Genomic DNA, 14,552 nt, shown 5'->3' on the forward strand with positions numbered 1-14,552 from the left:
CGCCGCGCATCAGCGCCGGCCGACGACCTTGTCGTACAGGTCGAGCGCGCGGTGCTGCGGGTCGTAGCGCGCCTTCAGCGCGCGGTAGCGGTCCATCGCGTAGGCGCGGTCGAACTCGTCGCGCGGGAAGTAGCTCTCGGAGTACAGCGACTTGATGCCGCCGAGCTCGATCACCTTGCGCTCGACGAGGCGGTTGAAGTGCCCCGGCGGGTGCGGCTCGCGCGCGTTCACGACGTCCCAGAAGCCGAAGTTGACGTAGCGCACGCCGGGTGTCAGCGGGTACAGCGTGAACGCGTGCGCCGGATCGGTCGGGCGGATCGGGCAGACCCACACCGGCACGATGCCGATCTCGGCGAGCAGGAAGTCGAGGAACTCGGCCGCGCGCGGCAGCGGGATGTCGACGTCCTGGATCACTGACTCGGGGTGCACGCCGCGCAGCCGCGCCCACGCGCGCGTGAGGCCGAAGCGGCTGTTCAGGCGCATGATCTTCGTGTAGGTGCGCGAGTTCAGCCGTTCGCGCCCGAGCAGGCGGCGCACCAGCGGATGCTGCGCGCCGACGTTCTTCGAGCACCAGAACCAGTCGGTGTCCCAGCGCCAGAGGTAGTCGCGCGCGGTCAGGAAGTCCACCGGCGTCGTATTCAGCGAGCGCCAGTAGATGCGCTCGAACGTGTAGTCGCTCGCCTGCGGCGCGTCGTCGACGAAGCGAGCGACGCTGAGCACGTGGTCGCCGCGGCCGAAGACGACGCCGTCGACGAAGTCCGACGCCGGGTCGGCGCACGCGGCGTCGAGCGCGGCGAAGAACGCCGCGGCATCGGCGAACGGGCGGTGCTCGACACGCACGAAGCGCTTGACGGGGCGCGTGCGCGCCTTCAGCCGCAGCACGTAGCCGAGCGTGCCGTACGAGTTCGGGAAGCCGTAGAACAGGTCGCGGTGCGCGTTATCGGGGGTCGCGACGACGATCTCGCCGCCGGGCAGCAGCACCTCGATCTCGAGCAGCGTGTCGTGCACCAGGCCCTCGCGAAACGACGTCGCCTCGATGCCGACCCCGGCCGCGGCACCGCCGATCGTGATCGTCCTGAGCTGCGGCACCACCGCCGGCATCTGGCCCACCGCCAGCGTCGCGTCGGCCAGCGCCTCGTAGGTGCACAGGCCCTCGACGTCGACCCAGCAGCCCGTGGTGTCGATGCGCAGCACGTGGTGGAACTCGCCGAGGTCCAGCCGCTGCTTGCGCCCCTCGGTGCGGTCGCGAAACAGGTTCGACGTGCGCTTGGCGAGCCCGAGCGGCGCCGAGGGCTGCGCGGCGGCGAGCACCGCCCGCAGCCGGTCCAGGCGCGCGGCATGGTCGTCAGCGGCCGCCATCGCCGGCGTCGTCGCGGTACAGGTGCGCGCGGCTCATCGGGTAGTTGTCGGGGGTGACATTGCCCTTGCTGAACACGATCTGCCACAGGTGCGTGTAGCCGCTGGGCGCGCGGAACATCTCGGCGCAGCCGACGAGGTAGGTGCGCCAGATGCGGCGGAAGCGCTCGTCGAAGCGCTGCGGGTCGAGCGCCTGGATCTGCGGCCAGTGGCGCTCGAAGCGCTCGGCCCACGCGTCGAGCGTCGGCGCGTAGTGGCGGCGCAGGTTCTCGACGTCGACCACCTCGAGGCCACAGCGCTCCATCTCGACGATCACGTCGGCGAGGCTCGGGATCCACCCGCCGGGAAAGACGTGCTTGCGGATGAACAGCTCGGTGTCGCAGCGCCCGACGTGGCCGATGAAGTGCAGCATCCCGAGCCCGCCGGGCTTGAGGAAGTCGGCGTGCGCGCGGATCACCTCGGCGAGCTGGTCGCGCCCGGCATGCTCGAGCACGCCGATCGAGACGACCTTGTCGTAGGGGCCGTCGACGTCTCGGAAGTCGGCCTCGCGCACCGCGAGCCGGTCGGCGAGACCGCGGCGCGCGATCTCGGCGCGCAGCCAATCCACCTGCTCGGTCGTCGTGTTGACGCCGGTGCCGAGCGCGCCGACCGTCTCCCATGCGCGGAACATGAAGCCGCCGAAGCCGCAGCCGATGTCGACGTAGCGCTCGCCCGGGCCGAGGCGGATCTTGCGGATCACGTGGTCGATCTTGTTGCGCTGCGCCTCCTCGAGCGTCGCGGTGCCTTCGCGCCAGTAGGCGCAGGTGTACATCTTCAGCGGGTCGTCGAGCCACAGGCGGTAGAACGGCTCGCCGAGGCCGTAGTGGAAGCGCGCGTTGGCCTTGGCCTGCGCCGGGTCGCGGTTCGAGTGGCGCAGCTCGTGCAGGCGGTTCTCGGCGGCGAGCAGCGGGTTGGTGCCGCGCGACAGATCGCTCGCGAGGCCGACCGCCATCGCGGCGTGGAAGCTGCCGTCGACGTCGACTTCGCCGTCGAAGTAGGCTTCGAGCAGCCCGATGTGGCCGCGCGCCAGCGTGGCCAGCACGGCCGCCTCGGTGCGCAGGTGCAGCGTGAACGCCGGCGCGCCGTCGCCGCATGCGTGGCGCGCGCCGTCGGGCAGCGTGACCGCGAACGGGTGGGTCGCGTGCGCGCCCAGCGCATCGACGACGGCCTGGATCGACAGCGGCACGGGCTCTCCCGGCGGTGGCGGTGCACGCAGTGTAGGCAAGCGACGATGCGCTTGCGACTTGCGCTGCATCAAGGCGCGCGAGGCCGGGCTTGCGCACGCTCGCACCATCGCCCCCCGAGCGCACGCCGATGACGTCTCCGTCTCCCGTACCCGCTGTTGGCGCCGGCGACGCGCTGCTCGTCGTCGACGTGCAGAACGACTTCCTGCCCGGCGGCAGCCTCGCGGTGCCGGCCGGCGACGCCGTGCTGCCGGCCATCGGGCGTGCGCTGCAGCGCTTTGCCGCGCTCGCGCTGCCGGTGTTCGCGTCGCGCGACTGGCACCCGGCAGATCACTGCTCGTTCCGAGCGCAGGGCGGCCCTTGGCCTCCGCACTGCGTGGCCGGCACGCCGGGCGCCGACTTTCCCGCCGCGCTGCGGCTGCCTGCCGACGCGGTCGTGATCTCGAAGGCGACGACGCCCGCGCGCGACGCGTACTCGGCGTTCGACGGCACCGACTTGCACGCGCGGCTGCAGGCGCTGGGCGTGCAGCGGCTGTTCGTCTGCGGGCTGGCCACCGACTACTGCGTGCAGGCGAGCGTGCTCGACGCGCTGGCGCTGGGCTACGCCGTCGTCGTGCTCGCCGACGGCGTCGCGGCGGTCGACGTGCAGCCCGGCGACGGCGAGCGCGCGCTGGCCGCGATGCGGCAGCGCGGCGCCGTCGTCGCCGCCGCGGCCGACGTGCTGCCATGACCCACCGTGCGGCGCCCCCGCCGCCGGCCGCGCCGGCGGTCACGAACGCCGAGGTCGCCGCGGTGTTCGACGAGATCGCCGACCTGCTCGAGGTCGAGGACGCGAACCCGTTTCGCATCCGGGCGTACCGCAACGCGGCCCGCACCGTCAGCGGCCTGGGCCGGCCGCTGGCCGAGCTGGTCGCGCTGGGCGCGGACCTCGAGGCGCTGCCGGGCATCGGCGCCGACCTCGCGGGCAAGATCGCCGAGATCGTCGCCACCGGCACCTGCGCGCTCCTCGAGCGGCTGCGCGGCGAGCTGCCGCCGGGCATCACGGCGCTGCTCAGAGTGCCCGGGCTCGGGCCAAAGCGCGTGCGCGCGCTGCACCATGAGCTCGGCATCCACACCGTCGACGACCTCGCCGCCGCCGCGTGGGCCGGGCGCATCCGCGCGATCCCCGGCTTCGGACCGAAGACGGAGCAGGCGATCCTGCAGGCGATCGCTGTGCCGGCAGCTGCGGCCCCGCTGGCGGATGCCGGCCGGATGTCGATCGCGCTGGCCGAGCCCATCGCCGACGCGCTCGTCGCCGCACTCGCCGCGGTGCCGGGCGTCGAGCGCGTCGTGCCCGCCGGCAGCCTGCGCCGGCGGCGCGACACCGTCGGCGACCTCGACCTGCTCGTGACGGTGCGCGGGCGCAGCGGCGTGATGGAGCGCTTCACGACGCTGCCGCAGGTGCGGCAGGTGCTCGCGAAGGGCCGCACGCGCGCGAGCGTGGTGCTCGCCAGCGGCCTGCAGGTCGACCTGCGCGTCGTGCCGGCGGCTGAATTCGGCGCCGCGCTCGTCTACTTCACCGGCTCGAAGGCACACAACATCGCGCTGCGCCGGCTCGCGCAGGCGCGGGGGCTGAAGATCAACGAGTACGGCGTGTTCCGCGGCGAAGAGCGCGTGGCCGGCGACACCGAGGCCTCGGTCTACGCCGCGGTCGGGCTGCCGTTCATCGCCCCCGAGCTGCGCGAGGACCGCGGCGAGATCGAGGCGGCGCAGGCCGGCCGGCTGCCGAAGCTCGTCGAGCTCGCCGACCTGCGCGGCGACCTGCACGTGCACACGACCGACAGCGACGGCCGCGACACGCTCGAGGCGATGGCCGCGGCGGCGCAGGCGCGCGGCTTCGAGTACCTCGCGATCACCGACCACTCGGCGCGCCTGGCGGTGGCGCGCGGGCTCGACGCGAAGCGGCTCGAGGCGCAGATCGAACGCATCGACCGCCTGAACGCGCGGCTGCGCGCGCAGAAGGCGCGGCTCGTGCTGCTCAAGGGCATCGAGGTCGACGTCCTCGCCGACGGGCGGCTCGACCTGCCCGACGAGATCCTGCAGCGGCTCGACCTCGTCGTCGGCGCGCTGCACTCGCGGCTGAACCTGCCGCGCGACAAGCAGACCGACCGCGTGCTGCGCGCGATGGATGCGCGCTGCTTCACGATCCTCGCGCACCCGACGGCGCGGCTGCTCGGCGAGCGCGGGCCGGTCGAGCTGGACCTGCCGCGCGTGCTGCGCCACGCGAAGCAGCGCGGCTGCTTCGTCGAACTGAACGCGCAGCCGCAGCGGCTCGACCTCGACGACTCCGCGTGCCGGCTCGCGAAGGACGAGGGCGTGCTCGTCGCGATCGACTCCGACGCGCACGCGACGGCCGACTTCGACGTGCTGCGCCACGGCGTCGGTCAGGCACGGCGCGGCTGGCTCGAGGCCGCCGACGTGCTCAACGCGCGACCGCTGGCGCAGCTGCGGCCGCTGCTCGCGCGCACGATGCGCTGAGCGCCGGTCTTGACGAATGTCAGGTCACGGGCGCCCGGGCCGCGGCAGACTGCATACACTGGCCAGAGGAGAGACCGCGATGAAAGTTCCGCCCCAGATCGTTTTTCACGGCCTCGAGCGCTCCGACGCGCTCGAGACGGCGGTGCGCGACAAGATCGCGCACCTCGAGCACCTGAGCAGCGACATCATGTCGTGCCGCGTCGTGATCGATCTCGAGCAGAAGCACAAGCACCAGGGTCACCCGTTCGGCGTGCGCATCGACCTGACGCTACCCGGGCGTGAGCTCGTCGTCGACCGTGTGCAGCACGAGGACGTCTACGTCGCGCTGCGCGACGCGTTCGACGCGATGAAGCGCCGGCTGCAGGACGCCGTGCACCAGCGCCGCGGCGACGAAAAGCAGCATGCGCGCGAGCTGCACGGCGAAGTCGTGCGCCTCGACGCCGAGGGCGGCTCCGGCTTCATCCGCACGCCCGACGGCGAGGAGTACTACTTCAGCCGCGACAACGTCGCCGGTGGTCATTTCGACCGCGTCGACGTCGGCACCGCGGTGCAGTTCGTCGTCGAGCCGGCGGGCGAGGGCCTGCAAGCCAAGCGCGTGAGCCTCGGGCGCCACCACACCCCCTGAACCGGGCCGATGACGCCCGACGGCACCGTCACGCTGCTGCTCGCCGGCGACGTGATGACGGGTCGTGGCGTCGATCAGGCATTGCGCCAGCACGTGCCGCCGCAGCTGTACGAGCCGGTCGTCGACGACGCGCGCGAGTACCTGCGGCTCGCCGAGGCGGCGAACGGCCCCGTCGGCACGCCGCTGGCGCCGCACGAGCCGTGGGGTGCCGCGCTCGCGCAGTTCCTCGCGCCCGACCTCGACGCGCGCGTCGTCAACCTCGAAACCGCCGTCACCGCCGGCGGCGCGCCGTGGCCGCACAAGGGCATCCACTACCGCATGCACCCGGCCAACGTCGACGTGCTGACGGTCGCGCGCGTCGACGTCTGCACGCTCGCGAACAACCACGTGCTCGACTGGGGCCGCGACGCGCTGCGCGAGACGCTGGCGACGCTGCACGCCGCCGGTATCGCGACGGTGGGGGCGGGGGCCGACGCGTAGGCGGCGTGGCGCCCGGCCGCGATCGACCTCGGCGGCGGGCGCCGGCTGCTGGTGTTCGGCCTCGCAACCGACGACAGCGGCGTGCCCGCCGACTGGGCCGCTGCCGACCACCGCGCCGGCGTCGCGCGCTTGCCCGACCTCTCGCCGTCGTCGGCGCAGCGTGTCGCCGAATGCGTGCGGCGGCACCGCCGCGCGGGCGATCTCGTCGTCGTCTCGATCCACTGGGGCGGCAACTGGGTGCCGGCCGTGCCGCAGGCGCAGCGCGACTTCGCGCGCCGGCTCGTCGACCTCGGTGCGGCCGACGTCGTGCACGGCCACTCGGCGCACCACCCGCTGCCTGTCGAGCTGTACGCCGGCCACGCGATCCTGCACGGCTGCGGCGACCTGATCAACGACTACGAAGGCATTGGCGGCCACGGTCCTTGGCGCCACGACGTCGCGCTGCTGTGGCGGCTGCGGCTCGACCCAGCCTCGGGGCGGCTGCGGCGCCTCGACGCGTGGCCGCTGCAGCGCCGGCGGCTGCGCCTGCAGCCGGCCGACGCCGGTGCCGTCGACGCACTGCGCCGGCTGCTGCAGCCCGACACCACCGCCGGCTGGCGCGACGGCGCCGACGGCGGCTGGACACTCGCACCGGCCTGACGCGAGCGCGAGTTCAGCGCGCGCGGCGCGCGTAGGTGCCGACCAGTTCGGCGGTCGCGAGCACGTGGCCGTGCATCGCGTGGCGCAGTGCCGCGGCGGTCGGCGCGGCGAGTGCGGGCAGCCGTACGTCGAGCGCGTGCAGCCGGAACACGTAGCGGTGGCGGCCGACAGGCGGACTCGGGCCGTCCCAGCCGCGGCGGTGCCAGTCGTTCAGGCCTTCGCGGGTGCCCGCCGGCAGCGGCGTGCCGCCTTCGGGCAGGCCGGGCGCGTCGGGCGGCAGGTCGTACAGCACCCAGTGCACCCACGGCTTGACCGGCGCGGCCGGGTCGGGCGCGTCGGGGTCTTCGACGATCAGCGCCAGGCTCTGCGCGCCCGGTGGCACGTCGTGGAACACGAGCGCCGGCGCGACGTCGGCACCGTCGGCGGTGTGGCGCACGGGAATCGGGCCATTCGGCTCGAAAGCGGGGGAGGTCAGTCGCATGGTGGCCCCTCTGGGTGGCACCTCGTCACGGGCGCCGTGGCCCGGCGCCCCGGGGCGCAGCATGCCCGGCCGCGCGGCGCCGGCTTTGCGCCAGCGCAAAGCGGGATAGCATCGACCGCGTGACGGCTTCGCCCGGTGCCCAATGACGGCCCTGCTGACCGACCTGTACCAGCTGACGATGCTGCAGGCCTACCTCGACGAGGGCATGCAGCAAGAGGCAACGTTCGAGCTGTTCGTGCGCAAGCTGCCTGCGCAGCGCAACTTCCTCGTCGCCGCCGGGCTCGAGCAGGCGCTGCAGTTCCTCGAGACGCTGGCCTTCACCGACGACGAGATCGCGTGGGTCGAGCGGCAGGGCGGCTTCAGGCCCGCGCTGCTCGACCACCTGCGCACGCTGCGCTTCACCGGCGACGTGCACGCGATGCCCGAGGGCACGGTGTTCTTCGCCGACGAGCCGATCCTGCGCGTGACGGCGCCGCTGCCGCTGGCGCAGCTCGTCGAGTCGCGGCTGCTCAACATCGTGCACTTCCAGACGCTGATCGCGTCGAAGGCGGCGCGCGTCGTGCTGGCCGCGCCGGGGCGGCTGCTCGTCGACTTCGGCATGCGCCGCGCCCACGGCGCCGAAGCGGCGCTGTTCGCCGCGCGCGCGGCCTACCTGGCCGGCTTCGACGGCACCGCGACCGCCGAGGCGGCGCGCCGGTACGGCCTCCCGGCCTTCGGCACGATGGCGCACTCGTTCGTGCAGGCACACGCGAGCGAGGCCGACGCGTTCGTCGCGTTCGCGCGCTCGCGCCCGCAGCGCCCGACGCTGCTCGTCGACACCTACGACCCGCTGCAGGGCGTGCAGCGCGTGATCGATCTCGCGCCGCGTCTGGCCGCCGAGGGCATCGAGATCGGCGGCATCCGGCTCGACAGCGGCGACATGGCGGCGCAGGCGAGGGCGGTGCGACCGAGGCTCGACGCCGCGGGGCTGCGAGGCGTGCGCATCTTCGCGAGCGGCAACCTCGACGAGTGGCGCGTCGCCGAGCTGCTCGCCGCCGGCGCGCCGATCGACGGCTTCGGCATCGGCACCGCGCTCGACACGTCGTCGGACGCGCCGTCGCTCGACGCCGTCTACAAGCTGCAGGTCTACGCCGGCGTCGCGCGGCGCAAGCGCTCGGCCGGCAAGGCGACGTTGCCCGGCGTCAAGCAGGTCGTGCGCCGTTTCGACGCCCATGGCCGCATGCTCGCCGACCGCGTGCAGCTCGAAGGCGAGCCGCTCGACGGCGAGCCGCTGCTGCAGCCGGTGATGCGCGGCGGCCGGCGCGTCGGCGCGGCGCCGACGCTCGCCGACGCCCGAAGGCGCTGCACCGAGCAGCTGCGCGCGCTGCCCGAGCCGCTGCGCGGCCTCGACCCGGTGGCCGACGCGTATCCGGTCGAGATCTCGGCCGGCTTGCATGCGCTCGCGACCGCGGTGGACGCCGCCACGCGCTGAGACCGGCGGTGACACTCCGGCGATGGGCGGGACCCGCGCAACGATGGCGCACGAGGCGATGACCGGAACCGCGACACGTCTGCAGGCCGCCGTCGTCGGCCTCGGCCGGCTCGGCACCGCGTGCGCGCTCGCGCTGCTCGACGACCCCGAGCTCGCGCTCGCCGGCATCGTCCGCCGCGCCGACGCCCCGGCGCACGCGCCGGGGCGGCTGCAGCGCACCGCCGTCGTCGGCCACGTGCGCGAACTGTCGGCGGTCGACGTTGCGCTGGTGTGCGTGCCCGCCGGCGACGCGACCGATGTCGCCCTCGCGCTGTTGCAGCAGCGGCTGCCGGTCGTCGAGTGCACCGCGCTCGACGGCGCCGCCTTGGTGCGGCACCACCAAGTGCTCGACGACGCGGCGCGCCGGCACCGCACGTCGGCCGTCGTCGGCGCCGGCTGGAACCCGGGTGCGTGGTCGGCTTTCGTCGCGTCGTTCGAGCGAATGATCCCGCGCGGTCAGACGGTGCAGCAGCGCCACCCGGGCACCGCGCTGCACCACAGCGCGGCCGCGGCGGCGATCGACGGCGTGCGGGCGGCGCTCGAAGCCGAGGTCGCCGGCACGCGCTATGTCTACGTCGAGCTCGAGCGCGGTGCGCGCCTCGACGCAGTGCGCGAGCGCCTCGCCGCCGATCCGCTGTTCGTCGGCGTGCCGACGCAGGTGTTCGCGGTCGACGACGCCGGTGCGCTCGAGGACCGCGAGCACCAAGGCGTCGTCCTCGAGCGGCTCGGCACCGCCGCCAGCGGCCCCCACGCGAGCCTGCTGCTCGAAGCGCGCTTCGACCTGCACGACTTCGCGGCGCGCGCGATGCTCGACGCGGCGCGGCAGGTACGGGGCCTGCCGCATGGCGCACACCGATACGCGCTGCGGCCGTGAGGCGTTGGTGCATCATTAAGTTTACATAATACACATCGTCGCGCATTTATCCGGCCGGATCCGTCGACGCTCAACAGCCGCTGGTTGACCAACATCAACGCGCCGGCACGGCCGATCCTCAGAATCGACCGGCGTGAGACCCGACGCCCACAGACCCGAATGAAACCCGCCATCCGGCACGACGCGCTGACGCTGGGGCCGCTGGCCTTGCCCGGCGATCTGGCGAGCCCGCCGGCGCCGGCGGGCTTGGTGCTGTTCGTCCACGGCAGCGGCAGCAGCCGCCTGAGCCCGCGCAACCGCTACGTCGCCGAGGTGCTGCAACGCCACGGGCTGGCGACGCTGCTGTTCGACTTGCTCACCGCCGACGAGGCCGACGACCGGCGCAAGGTGTTCGACATCGACCTGCTGACGCACCGCGTCGGCGACGCGCTCGACGCGGTGCGGCACCAGCGCCCCGATCTGGAGGCGCTGCCGGTGGGCCTGTTCGGGGCCAGCACCGGGGCCGCCGCGGCGCTGCGCCTGGCGGCGGCACGCCCGCAGGCGATCGCTGCCGTCGTGTCGCGCGGCGGCCGGCCCGACCTGGCGCTGCACGAGCTGCCCCGCGTGCAGGCGCCGACGCTGCTGATCGTCGGCGGCGACGACGACGTCGTGCTCGAGCTCAACCGCGAGGCGCTGGCGGCGCTGCGCTGCCACAAGCGTCTCGACGTCGTGCCCGGCGCGACGCACCTGTTCGAGGAGCCGGGCACGCTCGAAACGGCGGCGCGCCACGCGGCCGAATGGTTCGTCGAACACCTGCGAAAGGATGCGCCGCGATGAAGGACCGCTTTGCCGACCGCACCGAGGCCGGCCGCCTGCTCGCGCGGCGGCTGGCCACGATGGCACTGGAGCCGCCGATCGTCGTGCTCGCCCTGCCACGCGGAGGCGTGCCGGTGGCCGCCGAAGTCGCGCGTGCGCTGCATGCGCCGCTGGACCTGCTGCTCGTGCGCAAGATCGGCGTGCCGTGGCAGCGCGAGCTCGCGCTGGCAGCCGTCGTCGACGGCGACGAGCCGCAAGTCGTGATCGACGAGGAGGTGCAGCGCCTGTGCGGCGCCGACCGCACCTACATCGACGCGCAGGCCACCCACGAGCTGGCCGAGATCGAGCGCCGTCGGCGCGTCTACCTCCGCGGGCGCGCCCCGCTGTCGGTCGCGGGAGCGACGGCGATCGTCATCGACGACGGCATCGCCACCGGCACGTCGGTGCGCGCGGCGCTGAAGGCGCTGCGCCGGCGCCAGCCCAAACGACTCGTGCTCGCGGTGCCGGTGGCGCCGTCGGACACGCTGGCTGCGCTGCGCGCCGAGGTCGACGACATCGTGTGCCTCGCCGAGCCGTACCCGTTCCACGCGATCGGGCTGCACTACGACGATTTCCACCAACTCGACGACGCCGAGGTGCTCGCCGCCCTCGACGCCGTCGGCCCGACCCCGGAAGCAGGAGAACACTGAATGGACACCTTGTGGATCGTCACCGCCAACGCGGCGAAGGCGCGTGTGTGCGAGCGGCAGGCCGACGGCAGCCTGGTCGAGGTCGCCGACTTCGTCCACCCCGAAAGCCGCCAGCCGGGCCGCGAGCTCGACGACGACCGCCCAGGGCGCACCGAGCTGAGCCTGGGCAGCCACCAGCGCGGCCACAGCGCCTACGAGCCGCCGACCGACGTGCATGCGAAGGAGCACGAGCGCTTCGCGCGGGAGCTGGCGGCACGGCTCGACGACGCCATCGCACAAGGGCGCTGCGGCAGGCTGGCGCTGTTCGCGTCGCCGGCGTTCCTCGGCCTGCTGCGCGGGCAGCTCGGCGACGCCGCCGCGAAGGCCGTGCGCGTCAGCGAGCCGGTCGACCTGACGGCCTTGCCGCTGCACGAGCTGCGCGGGCGCGTCGACGCGCTGCTCAAGCAGGCCGGCTGAGCGCGATGGACGCGGCGCCGCCGGCGCCCGCCCCCGCCGACAACGCCGACATCGCGGCGCTGCTGCGCGAGATGGCCGACCTGCTCGACGCGCAGGGCGGCAACCCGTACCGTGCCCGCGCGTACCGGCACGCGGCCGACACCGTCGCGGCGCTGCCCGAGAGCGTGCGCCGCGTGTTCGAGCGCGAGGGACTGGCCGGGCTCGACGCCCTGCCCGGCGTCGGCCCCGGCATCGCCGCGGCGATCGCCGAGATGCTGGCCTGCGGGCGCTGGGGCAAGCTCGAGCGGCTGCGCGGCGACGTCGATGCCGAGGCCGTGTTCCGCACGGTCCCCGGCATCGGCCCCGAGCTCGCGCGGCTGATCCACGACGAGCTGGGCGTCGACACCCTCGAGGCGCTCGAGGTCGCCGCTCACGACGGACGCCTCGAGCGGCTGCCGCGCGTCGGCCCCCGCCGTGCCGCGGCGCTGCGCGCCGCGCTGACGGCGCTGCTCGACCGTCGCCGCGCGCTGCGCCGCGGCGCGCGCGCGGCCGTCGCGGGCGCACAGCCGCCGGTGGAAGCGCTGCTCGACGTCGACCGCGAATATCGCGAAGCCGCGGCGGCCGACCGCCTGCCCAAGATCGCGCCACGCCGCTTCAACCCGAGCGGCGAGGCGTGGCTGCCGGTGCTGCACACGCAGCGCGGCGACTGGCACTTCACGGCGCTGTACTCCAACACGGCGCGCGCGCACGAGCTCGGTCGCACGCGCGACTGGGTCGTGATCTACGCCGAGGACCGCGACCACGCCGAGCGCCAGTACACCGTCGTCACCGCCACCGCCGGCCCGATGGCCGGCCGGCGCGTCGTGCGCGGGCGCGAGAGCGAATGCCGCGAGGTGGCGGCCGGGGCCTGACGGCGCGCCGGCGCCGCGCCACGGCACTTGACCGACATCAACGCCGGCGCCCGCCGAGCGCATACAGTCCACCCCGGTCGGGCCGCCCCCGCGGCCCAGGAGCACGATCATGGGAGAAAGACTCGACGCCGGCGCGATCTGCACGCGCCTGGTGACCTTCGCCGAGCGCGCGATGCCCGTCAACGAGGCGGCTCAGCTGATGCGCAGCCACCACGTCGGATGCCTCGTCGTCACCGACGACACGCCCGCCGGGCGCGTGCCGGTGGGCATCCTCACCGACCGCGACATCGTGACCGCCGTCGTGGCCAAGGACGTCGATCCGCGCACGCTGCGCGTCGAAGACGTGATGAGTGCGGACCTGGTCGTCGTGGCCGAGGATGCGTCGGTGATCGACCTGCTGCGCACGATGCGCAGCAAGGGCCTGCGCCGACTGCCGGTGGTCGACGCCCAGGGGCTGCTGGCCGGTCTGGTCACGCTCGACGACTTGCTGGGCATCATCGCCGAGGAACTGCGCGCGACGGTGGCCGCGATCGAGGCCGAACAGGCGCGCGAGACGCGCATGCGGCGCTGAGCGGGAGGGCTGCGCAACGATGGCGTTCGAACGACTCCACCGCTTCGCAGGCCGCCTCGTGATGGTCGGCTTCGGCAGCATCGGCCAGGGCGTGCTGCCGCTGTTGCTGCGCCACATCGAGATCGCGCCGGCGCAGATCACGATCGTGACACCCGGCGACGATGGCCACGAGATCGCGCGCGAGTACGGTGTCGCGATGGTCGATGCCGCGCTGACGCCGGCCAACTACGACGCGGTGCTGTCCCCACTGCTCGGTGCGGGCGACTTCCTGCTCAACCTCTCGGTCGACGTCAGCAGCGCGGCGCTGATCGCGTGGTGCCAGCCGCGCGGCGTGCTGTACCTCGATACGGTCTCGGAGCCGTGGGCCGGCACCTACGACGGCGGCGACCTGCCTGCCGAGCAGCGCACCAACTACGCGATGCGCGAGGAATCGCTCGCGCTGAGACGCGCCGGTGCCCCGACGGCGGTCATCACCCATGGCGCGAACCCGGGGCTGGTGTCGCACTTCGTCAAGCAGGCGCTGCTCGACATCGCGCGCGACACCGGCATCCACGCACCGACGCCTCGCTCGCGCGAGGGCTGGGCGCGTCTCGCGCAGCAGCTCGGCGTGCGCGTGATCCACATCGCCGAGCGCGACACGCACGTCGGCACGCGACCGAAGGCGGTCGGCGAGTTCGTCAACACGTGGTCGGTCGACGGCTTCGTCGGCGAGGGGCTGCAGCCCGCCGAACTGGGCTGGGGCACGCACGAGCGCCACTTCCCGAGCGACGGCGAGCGCCATGCGAGCGGCTCGCAGGCGGCGATCTACCTGAAGCGCCCTGGCGCCAGCACGCGCGTGCGCAGCTGGACGCCGGCCGCTGGGCCGCAGCACGCGTTCCTGATCACGCACGCCGAAGCGATCTCGATCGCCGACTACCTGACGCTCGGCGACGCGGCGCGACCGCAGTACCGGCCGACCGTGCACTATGCGTATCACCCCTGCGACGACGCCGTGCTGTCGGTGCACGAACTCGCCGGCCGCAACTGGCGCGTGCAGCCGCGCAAACGCATCCTGAAGGACGACATCGCCGCGGGCGCCGACGTGCTCGGCGTGCTGCTGATGGGTCACGCGCGGGGCGCGTACTGGTACGGCTCGCGGCTGTCGATCGAGCAGGCGCGCGCGGCGTGTCCGCACAACAGCGCGACGAGCCTGCAGGTGACGGTGGCGGTGCTCGCCGGCGTCGTGTGGGCGATGCAGCACCCCGACCGCGGCGTCGTCGAGCCCGACGAGCTGCCGCACGACGAAATCCTCGCGTGGTGCCGCCCGTACCTCGGCGAGGTGTTCGGCGTCTACACCGACTGGACGCCGCTCACCGACCGCGGCTGGCTGTTCGACGAGGACGTCGACCGCGACGACCCCTGGCAGTTCAAGAACTTCCGCGTCGCGTGACGCGCGACGCGCATCGC

At 73.7% G+C, this 14,552-nt stretch carries 14 protein-coding genes and 1 pseudogene; 12 read left to right on the forward strand and 3 right to left on the reverse strand.

Going from position 1 to position 14,552, the window contains the following annotated elements; all coding sequences use genetic code 11:
• Positions 1–9: 9 nt before the first annotated feature.
• Together DRV96_RS02285 and DRV96_RS02290 are read right to left on the reverse strand one after the other, a co-directional pair.
• Complete coding sequence (locus DRV96_RS02285) at positions 10–1,359, reverse strand: FAD-binding oxidoreductase (RefSeq protein ID WP_119287241.1); 1,350 nt, start codon at positions 1,357–1,359, stop codon at positions 10–12.
• Positions 1,346–2,581 carry an SAM-dependent methyltransferase gene (locus tag DRV96_RS02290; RefSeq protein ID WP_235823248.1) on the reverse strand — a complete coding sequence of 412 codons (1,236 nt, stop codon included), beginning with the start codon at positions 2,579–2,581 and terminating at the stop codon, positions 1,346–1,348. The genes DRV96_RS02285 and DRV96_RS02290 overlap by 14 nt, the downstream gene beginning before the upstream one ends.
• A 128-nt stretch (positions 2,582–2,709) precedes the next feature.
• Between DRV96_RS02290 and DRV96_RS02295 the strand changes: the two genes are divergently transcribed.
• The 4 genes and pseudogenes from DRV96_RS02295 (at position 2,710) to DRV96_RS02310 (ending at position 6,840) form a co-directional block, all read left to right on the forward strand.
• A complete protein-coding gene (locus DRV96_RS02295; protein WP_119287243.1) occupies positions 2,710–3,309 on the forward strand; it encodes an isochorismatase family protein in 600 nt (199 codons plus the stop codon).
• Positions 3,306–5,096 (forward strand): DNA polymerase/3'-5' exonuclease PolX, encoded by a 1,791-nt coding sequence (polX, locus tag DRV96_RS02300; RefSeq protein ID WP_119287246.1) that lies wholly within the window; start codon positions 3,306–3,308, stop codon positions 5,094–5,096. The genes DRV96_RS02295 and polX overlap by 4 nt, the downstream gene beginning before the upstream one ends.
• 79 nt (positions 5,097–5,175) lie before the next feature.
• The gene (locus tag DRV96_RS02305; protein WP_119287248.1) at positions 5,176–5,721 is read left to right on the forward strand and encodes an HPF/RaiA family ribosome-associated protein; all 546 of its coding nucleotides are present in this window, start codon (positions 5,176–5,178) and stop codon (positions 5,719–5,721) included.
• 9 nt (positions 5,722–5,730) lie between these two features.
• Positions 5,731–6,840, forward strand: a pseudogene (locus DRV96_RS02310) (CapA family protein).
• 13 nt (positions 6,841–6,853) lie between these two features.
• Here DRV96_RS02310 and DRV96_RS02315 read toward each other — a convergent pair.
• Complete coding sequence (locus tag DRV96_RS02315) at positions 6,854–7,321, reverse strand: YbhB/YbcL family Raf kinase inhibitor-like protein (RefSeq protein WP_119287251.1); 468 nt, start codon at positions 7,319–7,321, stop codon at positions 6,854–6,856.
• A gap of 142 nt (positions 7,322–7,463) precedes the next feature.
• Between DRV96_RS02315 and DRV96_RS02320 the strand changes: the two genes are divergently transcribed.
• The 8 genes from DRV96_RS02320 (at position 7,464) to DRV96_RS02355 (ending at position 14,535) form a co-directional block, all read left to right on the forward strand.
• Positions 7,464–8,792 (forward strand): nicotinate phosphoribosyltransferase, encoded by a 1,329-nt coding sequence (locus DRV96_RS02320; protein WP_119287254.1) that lies wholly within the window; start codon positions 7,464–7,466, stop codon positions 8,790–8,792.
• Positions 8,793–8,850: 58 nt separating this feature from the next.
• A complete protein-coding gene (locus tag DRV96_RS02325; RefSeq protein ID WP_162910922.1) occupies positions 8,851–9,705 on the forward strand; it encodes a Gfo/Idh/MocA family oxidoreductase in 855 nt (284 codons plus the stop codon).
• 159 nt (positions 9,706–9,864) lie between these two features.
• Positions 9,865–10,521 carry a dienelactone hydrolase family protein gene (locus DRV96_RS02330; protein ID WP_119287258.1) on the forward strand — a complete coding sequence of 219 codons (657 nt, stop codon included), beginning with the start codon at positions 9,865–9,867 and terminating at the stop codon, positions 10,519–10,521.
• Positions 10,518–11,189: a phosphoribosyltransferase gene (locus DRV96_RS02335; protein ID WP_119287260.1), complete on the forward strand. Its 672-nt coding sequence runs from the start codon at positions 10,518–10,520 to the stop codon at positions 11,187–11,189. Before DRV96_RS02330 ends, DRV96_RS02335 begins: the two co-directional genes overlap by 4 nt.
• Complete coding sequence (locus DRV96_RS02340; RefSeq protein ID WP_119287262.1) at positions 11,190–11,645, forward strand: host attachment protein; 456 nt, start codon at positions 11,190–11,192, stop codon at positions 11,643–11,645.
• 5 nt (positions 11,646–11,650) lie between these two features.
• The gene (locus DRV96_RS02345) at positions 11,651–12,535 is read left to right on the forward strand and encodes a helix-hairpin-helix domain-containing protein (protein ID WP_119287264.1); all 885 of its coding nucleotides are present in this window, start codon (positions 11,651–11,653) and stop codon (positions 12,533–12,535) included.
• Positions 12,536–12,644: 109 nt separating this feature from the next.
• Positions 12,645–13,106: a CBS domain-containing protein gene (locus DRV96_RS02350; protein ID WP_119287266.1), complete on the forward strand. Its 462-nt coding sequence runs from the start codon at positions 12,645–12,647 to the stop codon at positions 13,104–13,106.
• A gap of 19 nt (positions 13,107–13,125) precedes the next feature.
• Positions 13,126–14,535, forward strand: a complete 1,410-nt coding sequence (locus tag DRV96_RS02355; protein ID WP_119287268.1) for a homospermidine synthase — start codon at positions 13,126–13,128, stop codon at positions 14,533–14,535.
• Positions 14,536–14,552: the final 17 nt, after the last annotated feature.

Source organism: Azohydromonas sediminis (genome assembly GCF_003574675.1).
GTDB classification, from domain to species: Bacteria; Pseudomonadota; Gammaproteobacteria; order Burkholderiales; family Burkholderiaceae_C; genus Calidifontimicrobium; species Calidifontimicrobium sediminis.

Excerpts from the sequence above, each read along its gene's own strand:
- DRV96_RS02285 (WP_119287241.1), bottom strand. The coding sequence starts at position 1,359 with ATGGCGGCCGCTGACGACCATGCCGCGCGCCTGGACCGGCTGCGGGCG.
- DRV96_RS02295 (WP_119287243.1), top strand. The coding sequence starts at position 2,710 with ATGACGTCTCCGTCTCCCGTACCCGCTGTTGGCGCCGGCGACGCGCTG.
- polX (WP_119287246.1), top strand. The coding sequence starts at position 3,306 with ATGACCCACCGTGCGGCGCCCCCGCCGCCGGCCGCGCCGGCGGTCACG.
- DRV96_RS02305 (WP_119287248.1), top strand. The coding sequence starts at position 5,176 with ATGAAAGTTCCGCCCCAGATCGTTTTTCACGGCCTCGAGCGCTCCGAC.
- DRV96_RS02315 (WP_119287251.1), bottom strand. The coding sequence starts at position 7,321 with ATGCGACTGACCTCCCCCGCTTTCGAGCCGAATGGCCCGATTCCCGTG.
- DRV96_RS02320 (WP_119287254.1), top strand. The coding sequence starts at position 7,464 with ATGACGGCCCTGCTGACCGACCTGTACCAGCTGACGATGCTGCAGGCC.
- DRV96_RS02325 (WP_162910922.1), top strand. The coding sequence starts at position 8,851 with ATGACCGGAACCGCGACACGTCTGCAGGCCGCCGTCGTCGGCCTCGGC.
- DRV96_RS02330 (WP_119287258.1), top strand. The coding sequence starts at position 9,865 with ATGAAACCCGCCATCCGGCACGACGCGCTGACGCTGGGGCCGCTGGCC.
- DRV96_RS02335 (WP_119287260.1), top strand. The coding sequence starts at position 10,518 with ATGAAGGACCGCTTTGCCGACCGCACCGAGGCCGGCCGCCTGCTCGCG.
- DRV96_RS02340 (WP_119287262.1), top strand. The coding sequence starts at position 11,190 with ATGGACACCTTGTGGATCGTCACCGCCAACGCGGCGAAGGCGCGTGTG.
- DRV96_RS02345 (WP_119287264.1), top strand. The coding sequence starts at position 11,651 with ATGGACGCGGCGCCGCCGGCGCCCGCCCCCGCCGACAACGCCGACATC.
- DRV96_RS02350 (WP_119287266.1), top strand. The coding sequence starts at position 12,645 with ATGGGAGAAAGACTCGACGCCGGCGCGATCTGCACGCGCCTGGTGACC.
- DRV96_RS02355 (WP_119287268.1), top strand. The coding sequence starts at position 13,126 with ATGGCGTTCGAACGACTCCACCGCTTCGCAGGCCGCCTCGTGATGGTC.